General features: G+C 70.4%; 18 protein-coding genes. 9 read left to right on the top strand and 9 right to left on the bottom strand.

The window, feature by feature from the left end; genetic code table 11:
- Nucleotides 1-582: 582 nt before the first annotated feature.
- Nucleotides 583-1,794 (bottom strand): NADP-dependent malic enzyme, encoded by a 1,212-nt coding sequence (locus OGH68_RS24625; RefSeq protein WP_264247136.1) that lies wholly within the window; start codon nt 1,792-1,794, stop codon nt 583-585.
- Between the two features lie 523 nt (nt 1,795-2,317).
- On the opposite strand from OGH68_RS24625, the gene OGH68_RS24620 reads away from it, so the two are divergent.
- Genes OGH68_RS24620 through OGH68_RS24610 form a run of 3 tightly spaced genes read left to right on the top strand, consistent with a single transcriptional unit; the run spans nt 2,318 to nt 5,064 of the window.
- Nucleotides 2,318-3,265: an ABC transporter substrate-binding protein gene (locus OGH68_RS24620; RefSeq protein WP_264247135.1), complete on the top strand. Its 948-nt coding sequence runs from the start codon at nt 2,318-2,320 to the stop codon at nt 3,263-3,265.
- 45 nt (nt 3,266-3,310) lie between these two features.
- Nucleotides 3,311-4,291, top strand: a complete 981-nt coding sequence (locus tag OGH68_RS24615; protein ID WP_264247134.1) for an amino acid ABC transporter permease — start codon at nt 3,311-3,313, stop codon at nt 4,289-4,291.
- Entirely contained in the window at nt 4,288-5,064 is a 777-nt protein-coding gene (locus OGH68_RS24610; protein WP_319020239.1) for an amino acid ABC transporter ATP-binding protein, read from the top strand. The genes OGH68_RS24615 and OGH68_RS24610 overlap by 4 nt, the downstream gene beginning before the upstream one ends.
- 59 nt (nt 5,065-5,123) lie before the next feature.
- Here OGH68_RS24610 and OGH68_RS24605 read toward each other — a convergent pair whose 3' ends face one another.
- The gene (locus OGH68_RS24605; protein ID WP_264250263.1) at nt 5,124-5,813 is read right to left on the bottom strand and encodes a class I SAM-dependent methyltransferase; all 690 of its coding nucleotides are present in this window, start codon (nt 5,811-5,813) and stop codon (nt 5,124-5,126) included.
- Between the two features lie 206 nt (nt 5,814-6,019).
- Between OGH68_RS24605 and OGH68_RS24600 the strand changes: the two genes are divergently transcribed.
- Complete coding sequence (locus OGH68_RS24600; RefSeq protein ID WP_264247133.1) at nt 6,020-6,649, top strand: CGNR zinc finger domain-containing protein; 630 nt, start codon at nt 6,020-6,022, stop codon at nt 6,647-6,649.
- Here the strand turns inward: OGH68_RS24600 and sodX are convergent.
- Complete coding sequence (gene sodX / locus OGH68_RS24595) at nt 6,553-6,972, bottom strand: nickel-type superoxide dismutase maturation protease (RefSeq protein ID WP_264247132.1); 420 nt, start codon at nt 6,970-6,972, stop codon at nt 6,553-6,555. The genes OGH68_RS24600 and sodX overlap by 97 nt on opposite strands.
- A 151-nt stretch (nt 6,973-7,123) precedes the next feature.
- Between sodX and sodN the strand changes: the two genes are divergently transcribed.
- Together sodN and OGH68_RS24585 are read left to right on the top strand one after the other, a co-directional pair.
- A complete protein-coding gene (sodN, locus tag OGH68_RS24590; protein WP_100109020.1) occupies nt 7,124-7,519 on the top strand; it encodes a superoxide dismutase, Ni in 396 nt (131 codons plus the stop codon).
- A gap of 298 nt (nt 7,520-7,817) precedes the next feature.
- Complete coding sequence (locus OGH68_RS24585) at nt 7,818-9,212, top strand: glycosyltransferase family 39 protein (protein ID WP_264247131.1); 1,395 nt, start codon at nt 7,818-7,820, stop codon at nt 9,210-9,212.
- Nucleotides 9,213-9,245: 33 nt separating this feature from the next.
- Here the strand turns inward: OGH68_RS24585 and OGH68_RS24580 are convergent, their stop codons facing one another.
- Nucleotides 9,246-10,226, bottom strand: coding sequence for a LysR family transcriptional regulator (locus OGH68_RS24580; protein WP_264247130.1), 981 nt, complete (start codon nt 10,224-10,226; stop codon nt 9,246-9,248).
- 193 nt (nt 10,227-10,419) lie between these two features.
- Here OGH68_RS24580 and snpA point away from each other — a divergent pair, with 193 nt between their 5' ends.
- A complete protein-coding gene (gene snpA, locus OGH68_RS24575; protein ID WP_264247129.1) occupies nt 10,420-11,088 on the top strand; it encodes a snapalysin in 669 nt (222 codons plus the stop codon).
- A 76-nt stretch (nt 11,089-11,164) separates the two neighbouring features.
- Here the strand turns inward: snpA and OGH68_RS24570 are convergent, their stop codons facing one another.
- The 4 genes from OGH68_RS24570 to OGH68_RS24550 all read right to left on the bottom strand — a co-directional run bounded on the left by OGH68_RS24570 (nt 11,165) and on the right by OGH68_RS24550 (nt 15,346).
- Nucleotides 11,165-11,608, bottom strand: a complete 444-nt coding sequence (locus OGH68_RS24570; RefSeq protein WP_264247128.1) for a DUF6304 family protein — start codon at nt 11,606-11,608, stop codon at nt 11,165-11,167.
- A 402-nt stretch (nt 11,609-12,010) separates the two neighbouring features.
- Nucleotides 12,011-12,592, bottom strand: a complete 582-nt coding sequence (locus OGH68_RS24560) for a dihydrofolate reductase family protein (RefSeq protein ID WP_264247126.1) — start codon at nt 12,590-12,592, stop codon at nt 12,011-12,013.
- Between the two features lie 205 nt (nt 12,593-12,797).
- Nucleotides 12,798-13,829 (bottom strand): family 2 encapsulin nanocompartment cargo protein polyprenyl transferase, encoded by a 1,032-nt coding sequence (locus OGH68_RS24555; RefSeq protein WP_264250262.1) that lies wholly within the window; start codon nt 13,827-13,829, stop codon nt 12,798-12,800.
- Nucleotides 13,830-13,927: 98 nt separating this feature from the next.
- A complete protein-coding gene (locus OGH68_RS24550; RefSeq protein WP_264247125.1) occupies nt 13,928-15,346 on the bottom strand; it encodes a family 2B encapsulin nanocompartment shell protein in 1,419 nt (472 codons plus the stop codon).
- Nucleotides 15,347-15,494: 148 nt separating this feature from the next.
- Between OGH68_RS24550 and OGH68_RS24545 the strand changes: the two genes are divergently transcribed.
- Nucleotides 15,495-16,424 (top strand): 1-aminocyclopropane-1-carboxylate deaminase/D-cysteine desulfhydrase, encoded by a 930-nt coding sequence (locus tag OGH68_RS24545; RefSeq protein WP_264247124.1) that lies wholly within the window; start codon nt 15,495-15,497, stop codon nt 16,422-16,424.
- A 4-nt stretch (nt 16,425-16,428) separates the two neighbouring features.
- Here OGH68_RS24545 and OGH68_RS24540 read toward each other — a convergent pair whose 3' ends face one another.
- Nucleotides 16,429-18,027: a Na+/H+ antiporter gene (locus OGH68_RS24540; protein WP_264247123.1), complete on the bottom strand. Its 1,599-nt coding sequence runs from the start codon at nt 18,025-18,027 to the stop codon at nt 16,429-16,431.
- Nucleotides 18,028-18,067: 40 nt separating this feature from the next.
- Between OGH68_RS24540 and OGH68_RS24535 the strand changes: the two genes are divergently transcribed.
- Nucleotides 18,068-18,328: a UBP-type zinc finger domain-containing protein gene (locus OGH68_RS24535; RefSeq protein WP_264247122.1), complete on the top strand. Its 261-nt coding sequence runs from the start codon at nt 18,068-18,070 to the stop codon at nt 18,326-18,328.
- The last annotated feature ends 136 nt before the right edge of the window (nt 18,329-18,464 follow it).

Here is an 18,464-nt window from a genome sequence, read left to right as displayed (position 1 = left end):
CACCAGCGCGAGATGAACCTGAGAAGTCCCCCGACGAAACGCCCGCCGTGTTCCGGCCACTCCTCCCCCTCCGGACCCCGCCCGGCACGAAGCGGATTCCGGCGGGTCGGGTCAGCGCTCCTCGCTCCGGTGGCGCCCTGGACGCCGGATCCGGGGCCTCGACGAGTTCTGACCGTTACGACCGCAGAACCCTCACGAGTTGGCGAGGACATGTCGACGGCCCTGCGCAGCCTCGTGACGGACCCGGGCGCAGCCCAACCGGGGGTCCCGTGCACAAGCCGACCGGGGCCCGGGCTTGCCTCACTGCGGCCCGGACACAGCCCGGAACGGGGCCCGGACACAGCCCGGAACGGGGCCCGACGCAGCCCAACCGGGGCCCCGGGCTGCCCCACGGCGGCCCGGGCGCAGCCCGGTGACGGGCCGGGGCGAGCCCGGCTGGGCCGGGGCTTGCCCCGGTTGAGGGGAGGGGAAGGGAGGGGAAGGGAGCGGCTTCGTGCAGCGGCACGCCCGTATGCGAACGGGCCGCGCCGCCCCCCGCACGGGGACGGCGCGGCCCGTCACGGAAACCGCAGGCGCAGCGAATCAGCGCCGGGCGACACCCTCGGCCCGCGCCGCCGCGGCGACCGCCGCGGTGACCGCCGGGGCGACCCGCTCGTCGAAGGGCGAGGGGATCACGTAGTCCGCGGAGAGCGCGTCGCCGACGACGTCCGCCAGCGCGTCCGCCGCCGCGATCTTCATGCCCTCGGTGATGCGGGAGGCCCGCACCTGGAGCGCACCCGCGAAGATGCCCGGGAAGGCGAGGACGTTGTTGATCTGGTTGGGGTAGTCCGAGCGCCCCGTGGCCACGACCGCCGCGTACTTGTGCGCGACGTCGGGATGGACCTCCGGGTTCGGGTTGGCCATGGCGAAGACGAACGCGTTCGGCGCCATCGACGCGACGGCGGCCTCCGGCACGGTGCCGCCGGAGACACCGATGAAGACGTCGGCGCCGGCGAGCGCGGTCTCCAGGGAGCCGGAAAGCCCCGCCCGGTTGGTGAGCTCGGCGAGCTCTCGCTTGACCGGGGTCAGATCGTCGCGGTCACGGCTGACGATGCCCTTGCGGTCGGCGACCGCCACGTCACCGAGACCGGCCTCCAGCAGGAACTTGGCGATGGCCACGCCGGCCGCGCCGGCACCGGAGATGACACCGCGCAGGTCGCCGAGCGTGCGCCCGGTCAGCTTCGCGGCGTTGCGCAGGGCGGCGAGGGTCACGACGGCGGTGCCGTGCTGGTCGTCGTGGAAGACGGGGATGTCGAGGCGCTCCTGGAGCTTGCGCTCGATCTCGAAGCACCGGGGTGCCGAGATGTCCTCGAGGTTCACTCCGCCGAAGGACGGCGCGAGGCGCACGACGGTCTCGACGATCTCGTCGGCGTCGGTCGTCGCGAGGGCGATCGGGACCGCGTCCACGCCGCCGAACTGCTTGAAGAGGATCGCCTTCCCCTCCATGACCGGGAGCGACGCCTCCGGTCCGATGTCACCGAGGCCGAGCACTGCCGTGCCGTCGGTCACGACGGCGACGACCTGCGACTTCCACGTGTAGTCGTGGACGAGCTCGGGCTTCTCGGCGATGGCGGTGCACACCTTGGCGACACCGGGTGTGTAAGCGAGGGACAGGTCGTCCTTGTTCCGCACCGGCACGGTGGCCTGGACGGCCATCTTGCCGCCGCGGTGCAGCGCGAACGCCGGATCGAAGGGCTCGTCGGCACTCTCCGTGTCGGCGCTGTCGCTGTGAGGATTGACGATCTCCGCTGCCATTTTTCGTTGACCCCTTAAGTATTCAAGGTTGAGGGTGGCCACTCCTGGTTGAGGAGGGGTGGGCGGGCACCGCGTCCGTCCCTGCACCAGGCGGTTGGCCCGCCCCGGCAGGGGGAGGTACGCACGCGCGGGCGCGCCGCACACGCGCCCTGAGCCCCGGATGAGGGGTGTAAGGATCCTTCTTACCGGAACGACCGCACCGCGGACGAGTCCATATGCGCCCGGTGACGCGACTCATAGCCGGAAACCCGGACAAGACCACCAGCTGCGGTGGTACCCGTCCAGAAGGCAAGACGGCCGAAGATCTTCCGGTCAGAAGGAGGCTTTCCAGCGAATGGTCCGGCCTTGATGTACCGGCCCGCTGGGGTTCGGGGGTCACCCGTTATCCGATTTTGACATGCGCGGCCCCCTGAATGGGCTCGTCCGAATGGCAAGATGCCGAAAACAGACAAGGTCGCGACACTCGAAGATGAGTACATACGACCTGGTAACACCCACCTTCACCCGCCGGAGGACCCCGATCATGACCGCAAGCACCACGCGCCGTACGACCGCCGTCAAGGCCCGGATTGCGGCGGTCAGCGCCATCGCGGTCGCCGGCGCCATGCTGCTGACCGCCTGTGGCGACCAGACGGACAGCGGATCCAAGGAGTCGGAGACCAAGGGCAACGCGTCCAGCGCGCCGCTCAACGACCAGCTCCCGCAGGACATCCGCGACAGGGGCGTCATCAAGGTCGGGTCGGACATCGCGTACGCGCCGATGGAGTTCATGGACGAGAACAACAAGCCGGCCGGTGTCGACATCGACATCGCCAAGGCGCTGGGCAAGGTCCTCGGCGTCGAGTTCCAGTTCGAGAACGCCACGTTCGACCAGCTCGTGCTGGGCATGAACAACGGCCGCACCGACATCGTCATGTCCTCGATGACGGACACCAAGGAGCGCCAGCAGGGTGCGACCGACGACGCCAAGGGCGGCGCCGACTTCGTGAACTACTTCCGGGCAGGCTCCGCCATCCTCGTCCAGAAGGGCAACCCCGAGAAGGTCACCACGCTGGACGACCTGTGCGGTCTGACGGTCGCCGCCCAGCGCGGCACGGCGAACGAGACGCTGCTGAACGAGACGCAGAAGAAGTGCGGCTCCAACAAGATCAAGCCCTTCATCTCCGACCAGGACAGCGACTCGATCACGCAGCTCCAGACGAAGCGTGCCGACGCGGTGATCACCGACTTCCCGGTCGCCCTCTACAACGAGCTGAACGCCGGCGGCGGCAAGCTCTTCGAGGTCGTGGGCCAGCAGATCGACGCCGCGCCGTACGGCATCGCGGTCAGCAAGAAGAACCCGGAACTGCGCGACGCGCTCAAGGCCGCCGTCCAGAAGATCATCGACGACGGCTCGTACGCCGAGGTGCTCAAGGAGTGGAAGGCCGAGAGCGGCGCCATCGAGAAGGCCACGATCAACGCCGGCAAGTGACGACCACTTTTCGCCACCGTCTCCCCCATGTAAGGCAGCAACCCTGTGACTGACCCCCTCGACAAGGCACCGGCCGACGTCCCACCGGACGGCGGCCAGGGCGACTCCCCCCGGAAGGACACCGCCGCCCATCCGGGACCGATCAAGGCGGTTCCCGTGCGCCACTACGGACGCTGGATCGGCGCCGTCGTGGTGCTCGGACTCCTGGCGCTGCTGGTGCGGGCGTTCGCGGACGCCCAGATCCAGTGGAGCGTGGTCGGTGAGCAGATCACCAACGGCACGTTCGCCTGGGGCGCCTGGGAGACCCTGAAGATCACCGTGTACTCGATGGTGATCGGTGTGGTCCTCGGCGCGATCCTCGCGGTGATGAGGCTCTCGCCGAACCCGGTGCTCTCCTCCGTGGCCTGGGGCTACATCTGGTTCTTCCGCGGCACTCCGGTGCTGGTGCAGATCCTGCTGTGGTTCAACCTCTCCCTGGTCTTCGCGTATCTCGACCTCGGTTTCATCTACAAGGACGAGATGAACCAGGTCATGACGCCGTTCGTGGCGGCGCTGCTGGCCCTCGGTCTGAACGAGGCCGCGTACATGGCCGAGATCTGCCGGGCCGGCATCCAGTCGGTCGACTCCGGTCAGACGGAGGCGGCGCACGCGCTCGGCATGAAGGGCGGCAAGACGATGCGCCGCATCGTGCTGCCGCAGGCCATGCGGGTGATCATTCCGCCCACCGGCAACGAGTTCATCAACATGCTCAAGACCTCCTCGCTGGCGTTCGCCATCGGTTACGGCGAGCTGTTCCTGCGCGGCCGTGAATTCGGCTCGCGGACGCTCGCCATCATGGAGGGCTACATCGTGATCTCGCTCTGGTACCTGGCGCTGACGACCGTGTTCAGCATCGGCCAGTACTACCTTGAGCGGTATTACGCCCGCGGTTCGAGCCGCTCGCTTCCCCCGACGCCGCTGCAGCGTCTGCGCAAGCAGCTGTCCTCGTTCCGTGTGCAGAGCAACGTCGGAGGCGTGAAGGTATGAAGTCCCAGACGGCGCAGCCGATGGTGAAGGCCGAGAACGTCCACAAGTCGTTCGGCCATGTGAAGGTGCTCAAGGGCATCGACCTCGAGGTCGCGCACCGCGAGGTGTTCTGCCTGGTCGGCCCGTCGGGTTCCGGCAAGTCGACCTTCCTGCGGTGCATCAACCACCTGGAGCAGATCAACGGCGGCCGCCTCTCGGTCGACGGGCAGCTGGTGGGCTACCGCGAGAAGGGCGACAAGCTCTACGAGCTGAAGGAGAAGGAGGTCGCGGCGCAGCGCAGAGACATCGGCATGGTCTTCCAGCGCTTCAACCTCTTCCCGCACATGACGGCTCTCGCGAACGTCATGGAGGCTCCGGTCCAGGTCAAGGGCGAGTCGAAGGCCGTCGCACGTGAGCGTGCGCTGCGGCTGCTGGACCGGGTGGGCCTGGCCGACAAGGCCGGGAACTACCCGACCCAGCTCTCCGGTGGCCAGCAGCAGCGTGTCGCCATCGCCCGTGCGCTGGCGATGGAGCCGAAGCTGATGCTCTTCGACGAGCCGACGTCGGCCCTCGACCCCGAGCTGGTGGGCGAGGTCCTGGACGTGATGCGCGGTCTCGCGGAGGACGGCATGACGATGATCGTCGTGACGCACGAGATGGGCTTCGCCCGTGAGGTCGGCGACGCGCTGGTCTTCATGGACGACGGCGTCGTCGTCGAGGCCGGCCACCCGCGTGACGTGCTCGGGAACCCGCAGCACGAGCGGACGAAGTCGTTCCTGTCGAAGGTGCTGTAGCGCGGCAGTGCGAGGGGGCGGCAAGGACCTCGGGTCCCTGCCGCCCCCTCGCGCATGCGCTACTTCAGCGCCAGTACCAGCGCGTCGCTCGGCGACGCCCACACCGCGCGGGCCTCGTCGAAGCCGGCCGCGCACAGCGTCTCGGCGTGCCACCGTGCGGAAGGGGTGTCGCCGTCGGCGTGCTCGCCGTAGATGCGGAACCGTTCCGCGGTGGGCTCCGCGAGCATCGGGTCCTTGGCGGCGAGCGCCCACCAGTCCGCCCAGTCGAGGGCGCCGGCCGTCCTGGCCCGCTCCATGCCCTCGTGCCGGTGCGCGCGCTCGGCGGCATTGATGCGGGGCGTGGATCCGTCCTTCATGTGGTCGGCGTTCATGAAGACGCCGCCGTCGCGCACGAGCGCGGCGACCTGCCCGTAGAGGGTGGCCAGCGGTCCGCTGTGCAACCAGTGCAGGGCGGTGGCGGTGAGCACCGCGTCGTACGTGGTGTGCGGCAGGGCCGCCGTCCAGTCCGGGTCCTTGAGGTCGGCGGTGACGAAGGTGGCGCGCTCGTCCCCGGCGAAGTAGCCCCGGGCAATGGTCAACAGCGCGGGATCGAGGTCCACCCCGGTGCTGGTCGCCTTCGGGAACCGCCTCAGGAGCCGGTCCGTGATACTTCCCGTACCGCACGCGAGGTCCAGCACCCTCGGCTCGGGGCCGACCGTCGCCTCGAGCATGTCCAGCATCACCCTGAACCGCTCCTCGCGGTCGGGCATGTACCACTCCTGCTGCCGGTCCCAGCTCTGCTGCCAGGCCGTCCAGTCGGCACCCGTCCCGGCACCCGCCTCAGCACCCGTCCCAGCGTCCGCCACGATGTCCGTCCCCGTCTCGGTCCCGCTCACCGGAATCCTCCCGTCCGTAATACCCTCGAAGCAAAAGCAGCCGTTACCTCACCTTAGAATGTCTGCGGTAAGGACTACAAGTGGAACTGGCCTATTACTCGGACTACGCCGTGCGCCTGGTCAACACCGAGGAGCCGGCTCGCAACAAGGACTCCCTCACCTCGGTCGAGTCGGTCCGCGAGCTCTTCGGCGAGTCGACCCAGGCCGCACGCCGCGTCGGCGACTCGGACGTCACCCGCTTCCGCTCCGTACGCGGCCGGCTGCGCGCGGTCTTCGCCGCGGCGGACGCGGGCGAGGAGACCCAGGCCGTCGACCTGCTGAACTCGCTCCTGCTGGAGTTCCCCGTCAGCCCGCAGATCTCCGGGCACGACTACCGCGACGAGGACGGCCGCCCCAAGTGGCACATGCACCTCGCCGACCACCCCTCCAACGCGACGGCGGGATACGCCGCGATCGCCGCGATGGGGCTCGCCTTCCACCTCACCGAGTACGGCGTCGACCGTCTCGGTCTGTGCGAGGCCGCCCCCTGCCGCAACGCCTACCTCGACACGTCGACCAACCGCTCCCGCCGCTACTGCTCCGACCGCTGCGCCACCCGCGCCAACGTCGCCGCCTACCGCGCCCGCAAGCGCCTGGAGAGCGAGCGGTCGGCGAGCACGGGACGCACCGCCGAAACCAGCCAGATCAGGACACCGAGTACGGACCGCTGATCCTGCCCGAGCGGGCGGAACCGGCTGCGCACCCGCCCGAGCAGCAGCTCGGGCGGCACCACGCCGAACACCCGGCTGTCGCCGTCCGCGCCGGGGTTGTCGCCGAGCACCCACCAGCCCTCGCCGCGCCGCTCGGCCAGCCGTTTGACGATCAGGAGGTCCTGCTGCAACGGGTGACGGAGCACCGCCACGTCGCCGGCACGGAACGGGGCGCGGTAGTCGACCAGCAACTGGTCACCGTGCACCAGCGTCGGCACCATGGAGGGCCCCGTCACTTCGGCGAACCCGAAACGCGCCCTCGGCTCGTGCCACTGCTCAGTCATCAGCCACCTCCGGCTCCCCACTGTATGTTCGGCCACCGGCCCGACACGGACCCCGGACTTTTGACCTAAGCCCAAGGGGGCACCCGCCGAAACGGGTGCCACACGGAGTAATGTCCCACCTGAGAAGACGATCACGAGGAAGGACAGCTCAATGCTCTCCCGCCTGTTTGCCCCCAAGGTGAAGGTCAGCGCCCACTGCGACCTGCCCTGCGGTGTGTACGACCCGGCCCAGGCCCGCATCGAGGCGGAGTCGGTCAAGGCCGTCCAGGAGAAGTACCAGGCCAACGAGGACCCGCACTTCCGCGCCCGCGCCACGGTCATCAAGGAGCAGCGCGCGGAGCTCGCCAAGCACCACGTCTCGGTGCTGTGGAGCGACTACTTCAAGCCCCCGCACTTCGAGAAGTACCCGGAGCTGCACCAGCTCATCAACGACACGCTGAAGGCGCTCTCGGCCGCCAAGGGTTCGACGGACCCGGCGACCGGCCAGAAGGCCCTCGACTACATCGCCCAGATCGACAAGATCTTCTGGGAGACCAAGAAGGCTTGACGACACGTCGGCTTCCCCGCACCCGGCCAGCGGGACTCCTCACCGGAGTCCGTGCGGGCCGGGTGCGGCCGTATGAGGCGTCAACCGGACACGTACCCCCCGGTTCCAGGGCGGTGGAGGAGGAGCCATCGAGCTTCAGGAACAGGCCCCGGCCGCGGGCCCGTCGCCCGGGGCCGCGCCGCCCGGTCCGGGGACGACGGCTGCTCGCGGGACGTGGACCGGGCCGGCCACCGCCTTCCTCGCCCCGGCCGCCCTGGCGCTGGCCCTCGGGCTGTGGGGCATCACACGGCAGGGCACGATGTGGCGCGACGAGTCCGTCACATACCAGGTCGCCCACCGCAGCCCGGCCGAGATCTGGGCGCTGATGGGCAACGCCGATGCGGTGCACGGGCTCTACTACTTCTTCATGCACGCCCTCTACTCCGTGTGGGAGGGCGGCCTCGTCACGCTCCGCCTGCCGTCCGTACTGGCCGTGGCCGCGGCCGCGGGGCTCGTGGGGCTGACGGCGTCCCGTGTCGCCGGGCGCCGGGCGGGCGTGGTGAGCGGGCTGGTGTTCGCGCTCACCCCGGAAGTGCAGATGTACGCGCAGGAGGGCCGCTCCTATGCGCTGGTCTGCGCCCTCGTCGCGCTCGCCACATATCTGCTCACCCGCGCGCTGACCGGATCGTCCGGGTGGCGCGGCCATGCCGCGTACGGGCTCGCCGTGCTCGCCGCCGGCCTGCTGCACGAGTTCGCCGTGCTCGCCCTCATGGCGCACGGCGTCACCGTACGGGCAGCCCGCACCGCCCGGCAGGTCAGGCGCTCCTGGGCGGTGGCGGCCGGAGCGGCAGCGGCCGGTACGGTCCCGCTCGTCGTGTTCAGCGCGGGGCAGTCCGGCCAGGTGTCCTGGATCAGCGGGCCCGGGCTCAGGGAGTGGCTGGAGATCGCGGGCGTGGCCTTCGTCGCCGTGCTGTGCGCCGGGTACCTCGCCTCCGGCGCGGGCGCCGGGCGCCAAGACCCGGGCGGCGGAGCTGGATTCGTGCCCCGGCTGGCACTGCCGCTGGCGCTCCTTCCGACGGCCGTGCTGCTGCTGGCCGCCGTCCATGAGCCCATGTACGTGGACCGGTACGTCCTGTTCACCGACGTCGGTCTCTCGCTGCTCGTCGGCACCGCGCTGAGCCGGGTGTTCACGCGGGTGTCCGCTCTCGCGCCGCTGCGCGGCCGGCTGCCGCGTGCCGCGGCGGTCGGCACGGTGGCGATCCCGGTGCTGCTCGCGCTGACCCCCGTGATGCTGCAGATGCGCACGCCGGACAGCCGCAAGGACGATGTGACGGCCGTCGCCGACGAGGTGGAGCGCCTCTCCGCCCCGGGTGACGGGGTCGTCTTCACACCCTCACGCCGGCGCGAGTGGAGGCTCTCCCACCCTGCCGAGTACGGCGGCCTCGTGGACCTCGCGCTGGGGACCGGTCCCAGGGCTTCGGCGTCGCTCCAGGGCGAGGAACTCCCCGCCGCGGAGATCCGCAGCCGCATGCTCGCCATGGACCGGATCGTCGTGCTGAGCGACCCTCCGGGCCGGCCGGAGGACGCGGTCGAACAGGAGGCGGTCAAACGTGAGGTGCTGCGTACCCGCTTCCGCGCATGCTCGCGGGCGCAGGTGAAGGGCGCTCAGGTGACGCTCTACGCCCGCCCCGGGAAGTGCCCGGCGACGCCGTAGCGGGGGCGTCTCGCCCACGGTCGCACCACCGGGTCACGCCACCGGCAGCGGGGCGGGTGCAGTCGTCTCCAGGAGCGGGCTGTTGTGGCGCAGCAGCCACTGCCGGTACCCGGCCGCCCGCATCGCCGCCTCGCGGTACGCGTCGGTCAGGTCCGCGTACACCGCCTCGTGCAGCTCGGCGGACGGCCCGGGTCTGGAGAACAGCAGCAGCCGTACGGCCAGGGGGTCACCGCTGAGCGGGCGGATGGCCATGTCGTCGTGCGGGAGGGACGTCGGCTGGCAGGGGGCGACCGCCTCACCGACGGCGATCAGGGTGGCCGCGGTGTGGTAGTCCCCGTGCAGTACGGGCGGATCGATGCCCGCGGCGCACAGCACCCGGCGCAGCGCGTCCCATTCGCCGTCCACCGTGGGATCGACCATCCAGCGGTCGTGGGCCAGTTCGGCGAGATCCACGACGGCCGCGGCGGCCGCCGGATGGTCACGCGCCATGGAGACGAACTGCGGCTCCCGCTCGACGAGTACGCGTAACGACAGCCCGTCGGGCACCAGCAGCGGACACCCCTCCACCTCGTGCACGAAGGCGACGTCGAGCTGGCCGACGGCGACCATCCGCAGCAACGCGTTGGCCGACACGTCCACATGGAGCGAGATGTCGGTTCCCGGGAGCCGCTGGCGCAGCCGGCGCAGCCAGCCCGCGAGCGCCCGGCTCGCGGTCGAGCCGATACGCAGCCGGTGACCGCCGTCGCCCGCCGCGGCGGCTTTCGCCTCCACGACGAGAGCCCTCATCTCCGCGACGAGCGGCCGGGCGCGGCTCAGTACGGCACGGCCGAGCGGTGTCGGCCGGCAGCCGGTGCGCTCCCGGGAGAAGAGCGCCGCGCCCAGGAAGTTCTCGATGCGGCGCAGTTGGGTGGTCAAGGACGGCTGGCTCACACCGAGCTGCCGGGCGGCTTTGTGCACGCTGCCGGTGTCGGCTATGGCGCACAGCGCGCGCAGGTGCCTCACCTCGAGCTCCATGCATGCGAGCGTAGAGCCGCACCAACTGCCACACCAGACACCCTAGTCGGGGCAGGACGGGCGGATCGGGACAGGCTGTGGCCCTGTGGGGGATGCGCTTGCGCTATCGCCGGCCGGCATCATCCGCCCTGGGACGGGCTCATCGAGACTCTGGGCTACCGAAGTTCGTTCAACGGACGAGTAGGAGCCCCCCATGCGTCACTCGAGAACGTTGATCTCCGCCGTACTCGGCCTCGGCCTCGCCGCGGCCCTCGGCACCGGGTCCGCCACCGCCGCCAACTCCCCTGCGGCCGCGGTGTCATCGCCCTGGCACGCGTCGCATTCCTCGTACGCCGCGTACGAAGGGTCCGCCGAGGACGCGAAGGCCACCCGGGCCTTCTTCGACGCCGTCGTGAAGTCGGTCGCCGAGAAGCGCGCCGCCAACCCGGGCGCGCAGGCCGTGACCGTCGTCTACAACGCGAGCAACGCGCCCACCTTCCGCACCCAGATAGCGCGCAGCACCCAGATCTGGAACAGCTCGGTCAGCAATGTCCGGCTGGTCGAGGGTTCGGGCGCCGACTTCGCCTACTACGAGGGCAACGACTCACGCGGCTCGTACGCCAGCACCGACGGGCACGGCCGCGGCTACATCTTCCTGGACTACCGGCAGAACCAGCAGTACAACTCCACCCGGGTCACGGCCCATGAGACCGGGCACGTGCTCGGTCTGCCGGACCACTACTCGGGTCCGTGCAGCGAGCTGATGTCGGGCGGCGGGCCCGGCACCTCCTGCCAGAACGCCTACCCGGACTCGCGGGAGCGGGCCCGGGTGAACCAGCTGTGGGCCTACGGGCTCGCGGCGGCCCTCGCCAAGGTCTCCTGACAGGGCCCGGCACAGCCAGGGGCGCCCCGCAGTGCACGGCGGGGCGCCTCGTCGCGTCCGGTCCTTCCGGGCCGGGTCAGGCCCCGGTCGGCTCGCGCTGTCCGAGCCGGGCGCCGGGCGGCAGTTGGCGGCCGACACGGGCGAGCGCGTCGTCGAAGTCGCCGTCCCCGACCCCCGCCTCGTACGCCGCACCGCCGAAGTGGAGTGTGAGGTTGAGGTCCGACCGGTCGAGGGGCGGGTCGCCCTGAGTGGGCTCACCCAGTGTCAGCAGACAGCTGAGAGTGGCCTGCTGGACCGTGCCGTCCGTGTGGACGGGCAGCGGCATGTCCCATTCCAGGACGCATGAGGCCAGGACGTGAGACGCCCCCACGGACGTGAGCGCGGCGAAGGTCGCCCCTTCGTACTCAACACCCCTGATACATGTGCGCAGTTGGCCGCCGCTCGCCGATATGGTGACCGATTCCGCGCCCTGCCGGTCGCGGTACCAGCCCGCCCAGGCTTCCGTAGACTCCGATGACATGCGCGGACTGTAGCGGTACGGCCGCGCCGGCTGCGCCCCAGGTGCCCCCTCAGGCGCCTCTCAGGACGTTTCCGCCTCCCGCCCGGGCGGGTCGTCCGATGTTTTCGAGGGACCACCGCGCCCTTCCGAGGGGTCGTCCCGCCCTTCCGAGGGATTGTGGGTCGGCTCCGGAGGCACATAGAGCGGGCAGTCCGGATTGCGGCAGGGGCCGGCTTCCCACAGCGGGACGTATGCCCCCAGCGTCTTGTGCCGCTTCGCCACCGCGACCACCGGCTGTCCGCATTCGGGGCACTTGTATGCGTGCCGCGGGTCATGACTGGTTCGGGACGACTCAGGTTCTTTACTGCTGCCCATACATCCAGAATATGCCGGTTCGGCCCCTCCGGCGGCGCGCCCCGCCCGTCAGCTTTTCCGGCTGTACTGCCTGACGACCACGCCGTTGTCGAAGGCGCGCACCGAGTCCAGCGAGAAGTCGGCGACCTGGAACGGCGCCGCGAACATGGGCATGCCGGACCCGAGCACGGCCGGGTAGGTCTTGATGAGGAGTTCGTCGACCTCATCGATGAGTTGCCCCGCGAGATTGGCGCCCCCGCAGAGATAGATGTCCAGACCCTCCTCCTTCTTGAGCTCCCGGACCGCGGCCACCACGTCGCCGGAGAGGAGGCGCACGTTCGGGTCGGGGGACTCCGTGATGCCGGCCGACACCACGTATTCGCGCAGGTGCGCATACGGGCTGGTGATGCCGGCCTTCAGCGCGAGGTCGTAGCTGCCGCGGCCCTGGACGATCGTGTCGTACCTGGTGGTCGGCACGTCGTCGACGCCGAAGGCGCGGCGGGCCGCGGTCGGCAGGGTGTCGGGGCACTCGTTCTTGAGGTACTCCAGGTAGTCGCCGGTCACGAGCTTGGTGAAGAAGTCCGCTTCACCGTCCGGCGCCCCGATGAAGCCGTCGATGGAGGCCGCCATGAAGTAGCTGAGCTTTCGCACTCTGATCCTCTGTCCGTCGGCACCTAAGGGGCGGCGACCGGCGGCCGGGGTTCACCCCGCCGCTGACCACTTCGGCCATAGTGCTTCGGGCGCAGTGATCACCGCAAGTGCTTTCTGCGGCGTCCACAGGGATCAACACATCTCCCGGGGACCGGGACCGGTCGATGAGGCGGCGGCTCGACCGGTCCCTTGGCCGACGGCTCGCTCAGCGGTTGCGGCGGGTGACGAAGTCGGCCAGTGACAGCAGATCACCCGCCGCCGTCAGGTCGGGTACCGCCCGGGACAGTTCGCCGACCGCCCGGGACATCCGGTCGCCCGCCTGCAGCTGGGCCCATTCCCGGCCGCCTGCCCGCTCCACGGCGTCGGCGGCACGGCGGACCGCCGAAGCGTTCATCGCGCCGCGGTACAGCTCGGCCAGCTCGGCGCCGGCCGCGGTGCCCGAGGCGAGCGCCGCGACCACCGGAAGGGACTTCTTGTGCGCGGCGAGATCCGCGCCGGCCGGCTTGCCCGTCCGCTCCGGGTCCCCCCAGATGCCGATGAGATCGTCGATGAGCTGGAAGGCCAGCCCGGCCTCCCGACCGAAGGCGTCCAGCGCCGCGGCTTCCTCCGCTCCCCCGCCCGCGTACAGCGCGCCGATCGCGCAGGCACAGCCGAGCAGCGCCCCGGTCTTGGCGGTCGCCATGGTGAGGCACTCCTCCAGAGTGACCTCGTGCGGTGGGCGTTCCTCGAAGGCGCAGTCGGCCTGCTGTCCCGCGCACAGTTCGATGACGCAGGCGCTCAGCCGTACCGACGCCGCCGCGGCGGCCGGGTGCGGGTCGCCCGCGAGCAGTCCGAGCGCGAGTGCCGACATCGCGTCCCCGGCGATGATGGCGTCGGGGACACCGAAGACGCTCCACGCGGTGGGGCGGTGCCTGCGGGTGGGGTCCTCGTCGATCACGTCGTCGTGCAGCAGGGTGAAGTTGTGCACGAGCTCCACGGCGGCGGCCGCCCGTACCGCCCGGTGCGGATCGCCGCCGAGCGCCCGGCAGGCGGCGAGCACCAGTGCCGGCCTGACGGCCTTGCCGACGGACCCGGTGTCCGCGGCGCCGTCGGCCCGCTCCCAGCCGAAGTGGTACATGGCGACCCGGCGCATGGAGGCGGGCAGCGACGCCACGGCGGAACGGAGTTCGGGGTCCACGGCGCTGCGGGTGCGCTCGAGGAGGTCGACGGCGTCACGGCCCTCGACGGTGTCCGGCATGGTCAACTGGGCGGTCCTTTCCCGATGGTGGCTTCGCTCCTCACGGGCGGGGACGCGGCGGTGCCGCGTCCCCGGAGGTCACGTCGTGGAGGGGCATGTCACCGCCAACGGCTCACCTCCACGTTCTCCAGGACGCCGAGCGCGTCCGGGACCAGCACCGCCGCCGAGTAGTAGGCGGTGACCAGGTACGAGATGATCGCCTGCTCGTCGATACCCATGAAGCGCACCGACAGGCTCGGCTCGATCTCGTCCGGGATGCCGCTCTGCTGCAGCCCGATGACGCCCTGCTCCTCCTCGCCCGTACGCATGCAGATGATCGAGGTGGTCCGGGCCTCGGACACCGGGATCTTGTTGCACGGGAAGATCGGCACCCCGCGCCAGGCGGGCACCTGGTGGCCGGCGACCTCCACGCTGTCGGGCACCAGTCCGCGCCTGTTGCACTCGCGTCCGAAGGCGGCGATGGCACGCGGGTGGGCGAGAAAGAGCTTCGAACCCCGGCGCCGCGAGAGCAGTTCGTCCATGTCGTCGGGGCTGGGCACACCGTCGTGCGGCTGGAGCCGCTGCCCGTAGTCGCAGTTGTTGAGCAGACCGAACTCGCGGTTGTTGACGAGCTCGTGCTCCTGTCGCTCGCGCAGTGCCTCGACGGTCAGCCGCAGCTGCTGTTCCGTCTGGTTCATCGGCTGGTTGTAGAGGTCCGCGACCCGGCTGTGCACTTTCAGCACCGTCTGGGCGACGCTCAGTTCGTACTCCCGCGGCGCCGCCTCGTAGTCCACGTAGGTGTGCGGCACGACGGCTTCGCCGACATGGCCGGCCGACAGGTCGATTTCCGCTTCGCCGTACTTGTTCGTCCGCTGCCGAGGCAGCGACACGAGGCTCGCCAGATGGGTGCGCAGCGACTCCGCCCGCTCCGCCAGGTTGAGCACGTCGGCCCTGGTGAGGACCAGCACGGTGCAGGCGGTCGCCGCCCGCGCGGTGTACTGCCAGACCGCGTCGCCGTCCAGCAGCGACTGGTCGCCGAAGTAGGAGCCGTCGGCGAGGACTTCGACGACCGCCTCGTCCCCGTACGGGCCCTCGCCGACCTTCTCCACCCTGCCGTGCGCGAGGAGGAAGATCCTGTCGGCCGCCTCCCCGCCGGCCGCCAGCACCTGCCCCGCTTCGAACTCGCGCTGCTCGCACCGCTGCGCGAGCTCCGTGAGCGCCGCCTCGTCGCCGAAGTTGCGCAGTGCGGGCAGCTCACCGAGCTCGGCGGGGATCACCGTGACACGGTCCCCGGTCTGGACGAATGTGACCCGCCCGTCGCCCACCGAGTAGCTGAGGCGGCGGTTCACCCGGTACGTGCCGCCCTGGACCTGCACCCACGGCAGCATCCGCAGCAGCCACCGAGAGGTGATCTCCTGCATCTGCGGCACGGACTTGGTGGTGGTTGCGAGATTCCGTGCGGCGGCGGTGCCGAGACTCTGCTGGGGCGACTGGTCGCGCACGTCCTCGCCTACGGAACCGACCGAACCAACCGTCATGGGACTCCCTCTCGATCATGTGCTGGCCTGCAGAAGAGAGCGTTTCACCGCGGTCTGTAAGTACGCCATTACACAAATGAGTGCGACTGAATCACCGCAGAACCGGGCAGTAGCCGGATCTGTTCGCACCGGCGGCCAGAATGTATCCATGCCGCAGACGACCCCCGATCCCGCCGCCACCCTGCGGCCGAGGCTGCCGTCACCGCTGGAGCAGGTCGAGGACAATCGTTTCTCCCGCTACGGGGTGCGGCTGCTCCTCAAGCGCGACGATCTGATCCATCCGGATCTGCCGGGCAACAAGTGGCGCAAGCTGGCCCCGAACCTGCGGGCCGCCGCCGGCCGGCCGGTGCTGACGTTCGGCGGCGCCTACTCCAACCATCTGCGCGCGACGGCCGCCGCGGGCCGGCTGCTCGGCTTCCGCACCATCGGCGTCGTGCGGGGCGACGAGCTCGCCAAGCGCCCCCTCAACCCCTCCCTGGCCCGGTGCGCCGCGGACGGCATGCGGCTGCTGTTCGTCGACCGCACGACCTACCGCACCAAGGACGACCCCGCGGTGCTGGCACGGATACGCGAACAGACGGGGGCGGACGACGTGTACGTGGTCCCCGAGGGCGGCAGCAACGCACTCGCCGCCACCGGCTGCGCGGAGCTCGGCCGCGAACTGCGCGGCCTGGCCGACGTGGTGGCCGTCGCCTGCGGGACGGGCGGCACCCTCGCGGGGCTGGCCGCGGGCCTCGACGACGGACAGCGTGCCGTGGGCTTCCCCGTACTGAGGGGCGGCTTCATGGCAGAGGCTGTGCGCTCCCTCCAGCACGCCGCCTTCGGCGGCCCCGTCGGCGACTGGTCCCTGGACGAGCGGTTCCACTTCGGCGGATACGCCCGTACGACCCCCGGACTCGAGCGGTTCGCGGCCGACTTCGAGGCCCGTCACAAGGTGCCCGTGGAGCGGGTGTACGTCGCCAAGCTGCTCCACGGGCTGGTGGGACTCGCCGCCGAGGGCGCCTTCGCGCCCGGTACGACCGTCGCGGCGGTCGTCACCGGCCAGGAGGACGGATCGGCCCTCGACCGCCGCGCGTGACCGCTCAGGCCGTCTCCTCGCGGTACGCGGCCGCCTCCTCCAGGTCGAGCCGGCGCAGCAGCGTACGCATCATCTCGTCGTCGATCTCCCGCCGGTCGCGCAGCTCGACGAAGACGTCCCGCTCGGTGGAGATCATCTCCCTGGCCAGCCGCCGGTACGTGTCGTCCGCGGACTCCCCCGTCACCGCGTTGACCGTGCCGAGGCGCTCCCAGACGGCGTTCCTGCGGCGTTCTAGCACTGCCCGCAGCCGGTCCGCCAGCGGCTCGGGCAGCGTGTTGCGTTCGTCGTCGAGCAGCTCGCGCAGCCGCTGTTCGGCCGCCGCGGACGCCTTGCTCTGGGCCTGCGCCTCGGCCAGCGTCTCCGCCTGGACGTCGCGTCCGGGAATCCTGAGCGCGCGGATCAGCGACGGCAGTGTCAGTCCCTGCACCACCAGCGTCCCGATGACCGTCGTGAAGGTGAGGAACAGGACCAGGTTGCGGGCCGGGAAGTCCTCGCCGCTCGCGGTCGTCAGCGGGATCGAGAAGGCGATGGCGAGGGACACGACTCCGCGCATACCGGCCCAGCCGACGATCAGGGGAGCGGTCCAGTTGGTGTCGGGCTCACGTTCCCTGATCCGCCGGGACACCATGGGCGGCAGGAACGTCGCCGGGTACACCCACACGAACCGCACCACGACCACGGCGGCGAACACCCCGGCCGCGTACAGGAGCGCTTCGGCGACGCCGTAGCCGCCGAGCCCCTCCACCACGAACGCCAGCTGCAGGCCGATCAGCGCGAAGACGGCGGACTCCAGGACGAACGCGACCATCTTCCAGACCGCTTCCTCCTGGAGCCGTGTCGCGAAGTCCACCTGCCAGGAGTGGTGGCCCAGGTACAGCGCGACGACGACCACCGCGAGCACCCCGGACGCGTGGACCTGCTCCGCGGCGGCGTAGGCGATGAACGGGATGAGCAACGACAGCGTGTTCTGCAGCAGCGCCTCCTTCAGACGGCGGCGCAGCCAGTGGATGGGAAGCATCAGCGCCAGGCCGACGCCCACACCGCCGAGCGAGGCGAGCGCGAACTCCTCGAGTCCGCCGCCCCAGCTCGCGCCGGCACCGACGGCGGCGGCCAGTGCCACCTTGTAGGCGGTGATCGCGGTGGCATCGTTCACCAAGGATTCACCTTGGAGGATCGTGGTGATCCGGCCGGGCAGACCGAGCCGGCGCGCGATGGCCGTGGCGGCGACGGCGTCCGGAGGCGCGATCACCGCGCCGAGCACCAGGGCGGTCGGCAGCGGCAGCTCGGGCACCAGCAGGTAGGCGAGACAGCCGACCGCGACCGTCGCGAACAGGACATAGCCCACCGACAGCAGCGCGACGGGCCGGATGTTGGCCCGCAGGTCGAGGTACGAGCTCTCCAGAGCGGCCATGTGCAGCAGCGGCGGCAGCACCAGCGGCAGCACGATGTGCGGGTCGAGGTGGTAGTCGGGTACGCCCGGTACGTACGAGGCGATCAGCCCGGCCGCCACCAGCAGCAGCGGCGCCGGCACCGGCGTCCTGCGGGCCGCCCCGGCCACCGCGGCGCTCACGGCGATCAGCCCCACCAGCGGCAATGCTTCCATCGCACCGACCCTCGCTCAGCTACGTCGTAGTCTGGCAATCATGAGCGAGTGTCCGCACGTGGCCGAACTGCCGCGCCCCGAACCACTGCCGCTGAGCGACACCTGCGTGGAGTGCCTGGCGGCCGGCAGCCACCCGGTCCAGCTGCGGTTGTGCCTGGTGTGCGGGCACGTCGGCTGCTGCGACTCATCGCCGAAACAGCACGCGAGCACGCATTTCCAGGAGACCGCGCACGCGGTGATGCGCAGTTTCGAGCCGGGACAGGTGTGGCGGTGGTGCTTCGTCGACGGTTCGATCGTCTGACGTCTGGGTACGTCAACCATCCCCCGGATCCGGATGAATTGGCAGACGCAGACCACTAGCCACTGTGTGTGCTCATCGATTTACATTGAGTGACAGTCATCACCATGGGGGCCCTGGCGACACGGCACCATGGATC

It is taken from the genome of Streptomyces peucetius (assembly GCF_025854275.1).
In the GTDB taxonomy this organism is placed as follows: domain Bacteria; phylum Actinomycetota; class Actinomycetes; order Streptomycetales; family Streptomycetaceae; genus Streptomyces; species Streptomyces peucetius_A.
The sequence above is the reverse complement of the archived record's forward strand: the minus strand, read 5'-3'. Positions and strand labels throughout refer to the sequence as shown.

Excerpts from the sequence above, each read along its gene's own strand:
- OGH68_RS24625 (WP_264247136.1), bottom strand. The coding sequence starts at position 1,794 with ATGGCAGCGGAGATCGTCAATCCTCACAGCGACAGCGCCGACACGGAG.
- OGH68_RS24620 (WP_264247135.1), top strand. The coding sequence starts at position 2,318 with ATGACCGCAAGCACCACGCGCCGTACGACCGCCGTCAAGGCCCGGATT.
- OGH68_RS24610 (WP_319020239.1), top strand. The coding sequence starts at position 4,288 with ATGAAGTCCCAGACGGCGCAGCCGATGGTGAAGGCCGAGAACGTCCAC.
- OGH68_RS24605 (WP_264250263.1), bottom strand. The coding sequence starts at position 5,813 with ATGCCCGACCGCGAGGAGCGGTTCAGGGTGATGCTGGACATGCTCGAG.
- sodX (WP_264247132.1), bottom strand. The coding sequence starts at position 6,972 with ATGACTGAGCAGTGGCACGAGCCGAGGGCGCGTTTCGGGTTCGCCGAA.
- sodN (WP_100109020.1), top strand. The coding sequence starts at position 7,124 with ATGCTCTCCCGCCTGTTTGCCCCCAAGGTGAAGGTCAGCGCCCACTGC.
- OGH68_RS24585 (WP_264247131.1), top strand. The coding sequence starts at position 7,818 with ATGTGGCGCGACGAGTCCGTCACATACCAGGTCGCCCACCGCAGCCCG.
- OGH68_RS24580 (WP_264247130.1), bottom strand. The coding sequence starts at position 10,226 with ATGGAGCTCGAGGTGAGGCACCTGCGCGCGCTGTGCGCCATAGCCGAC.
- snpA (WP_264247129.1), top strand. The coding sequence starts at position 10,420 with ATGCGTCACTCGAGAACGTTGATCTCCGCCGTACTCGGCCTCGGCCTC.
- OGH68_RS24570 (WP_264247128.1), bottom strand. The coding sequence starts at position 11,608 with ATGTCATCGGAGTCTACGGAAGCCTGGGCGGGCTGGTACCGCGACCGG.
- OGH68_RS24555 (WP_264250262.1), bottom strand. The coding sequence starts at position 13,829 with ATGCCGGACACCGTCGAGGGCCGTGACGCCGTCGACCTCCTCGAGCGC.
- OGH68_RS24550 (WP_264247125.1), bottom strand. The coding sequence starts at position 15,346 with ATGACGGTTGGTTCGGTCGGTTCCGTAGGCGAGGACGTGCGCGACCAG.
- OGH68_RS24545 (WP_264247124.1), top strand. The coding sequence starts at position 15,495 with ATGCCGCAGACGACCCCCGATCCCGCCGCCACCCTGCGGCCGAGGCTG.
- OGH68_RS24540 (WP_264247123.1), bottom strand. The coding sequence starts at position 18,027 with ATGGAAGCATTGCCGCTGGTGGGGCTGATCGCCGTGAGCGCCGCGGTG.
- OGH68_RS24535 (WP_264247122.1), top strand. The coding sequence starts at position 18,068 with ATGAGCGAGTGTCCGCACGTGGCCGAACTGCCGCGCCCCGAACCACTG.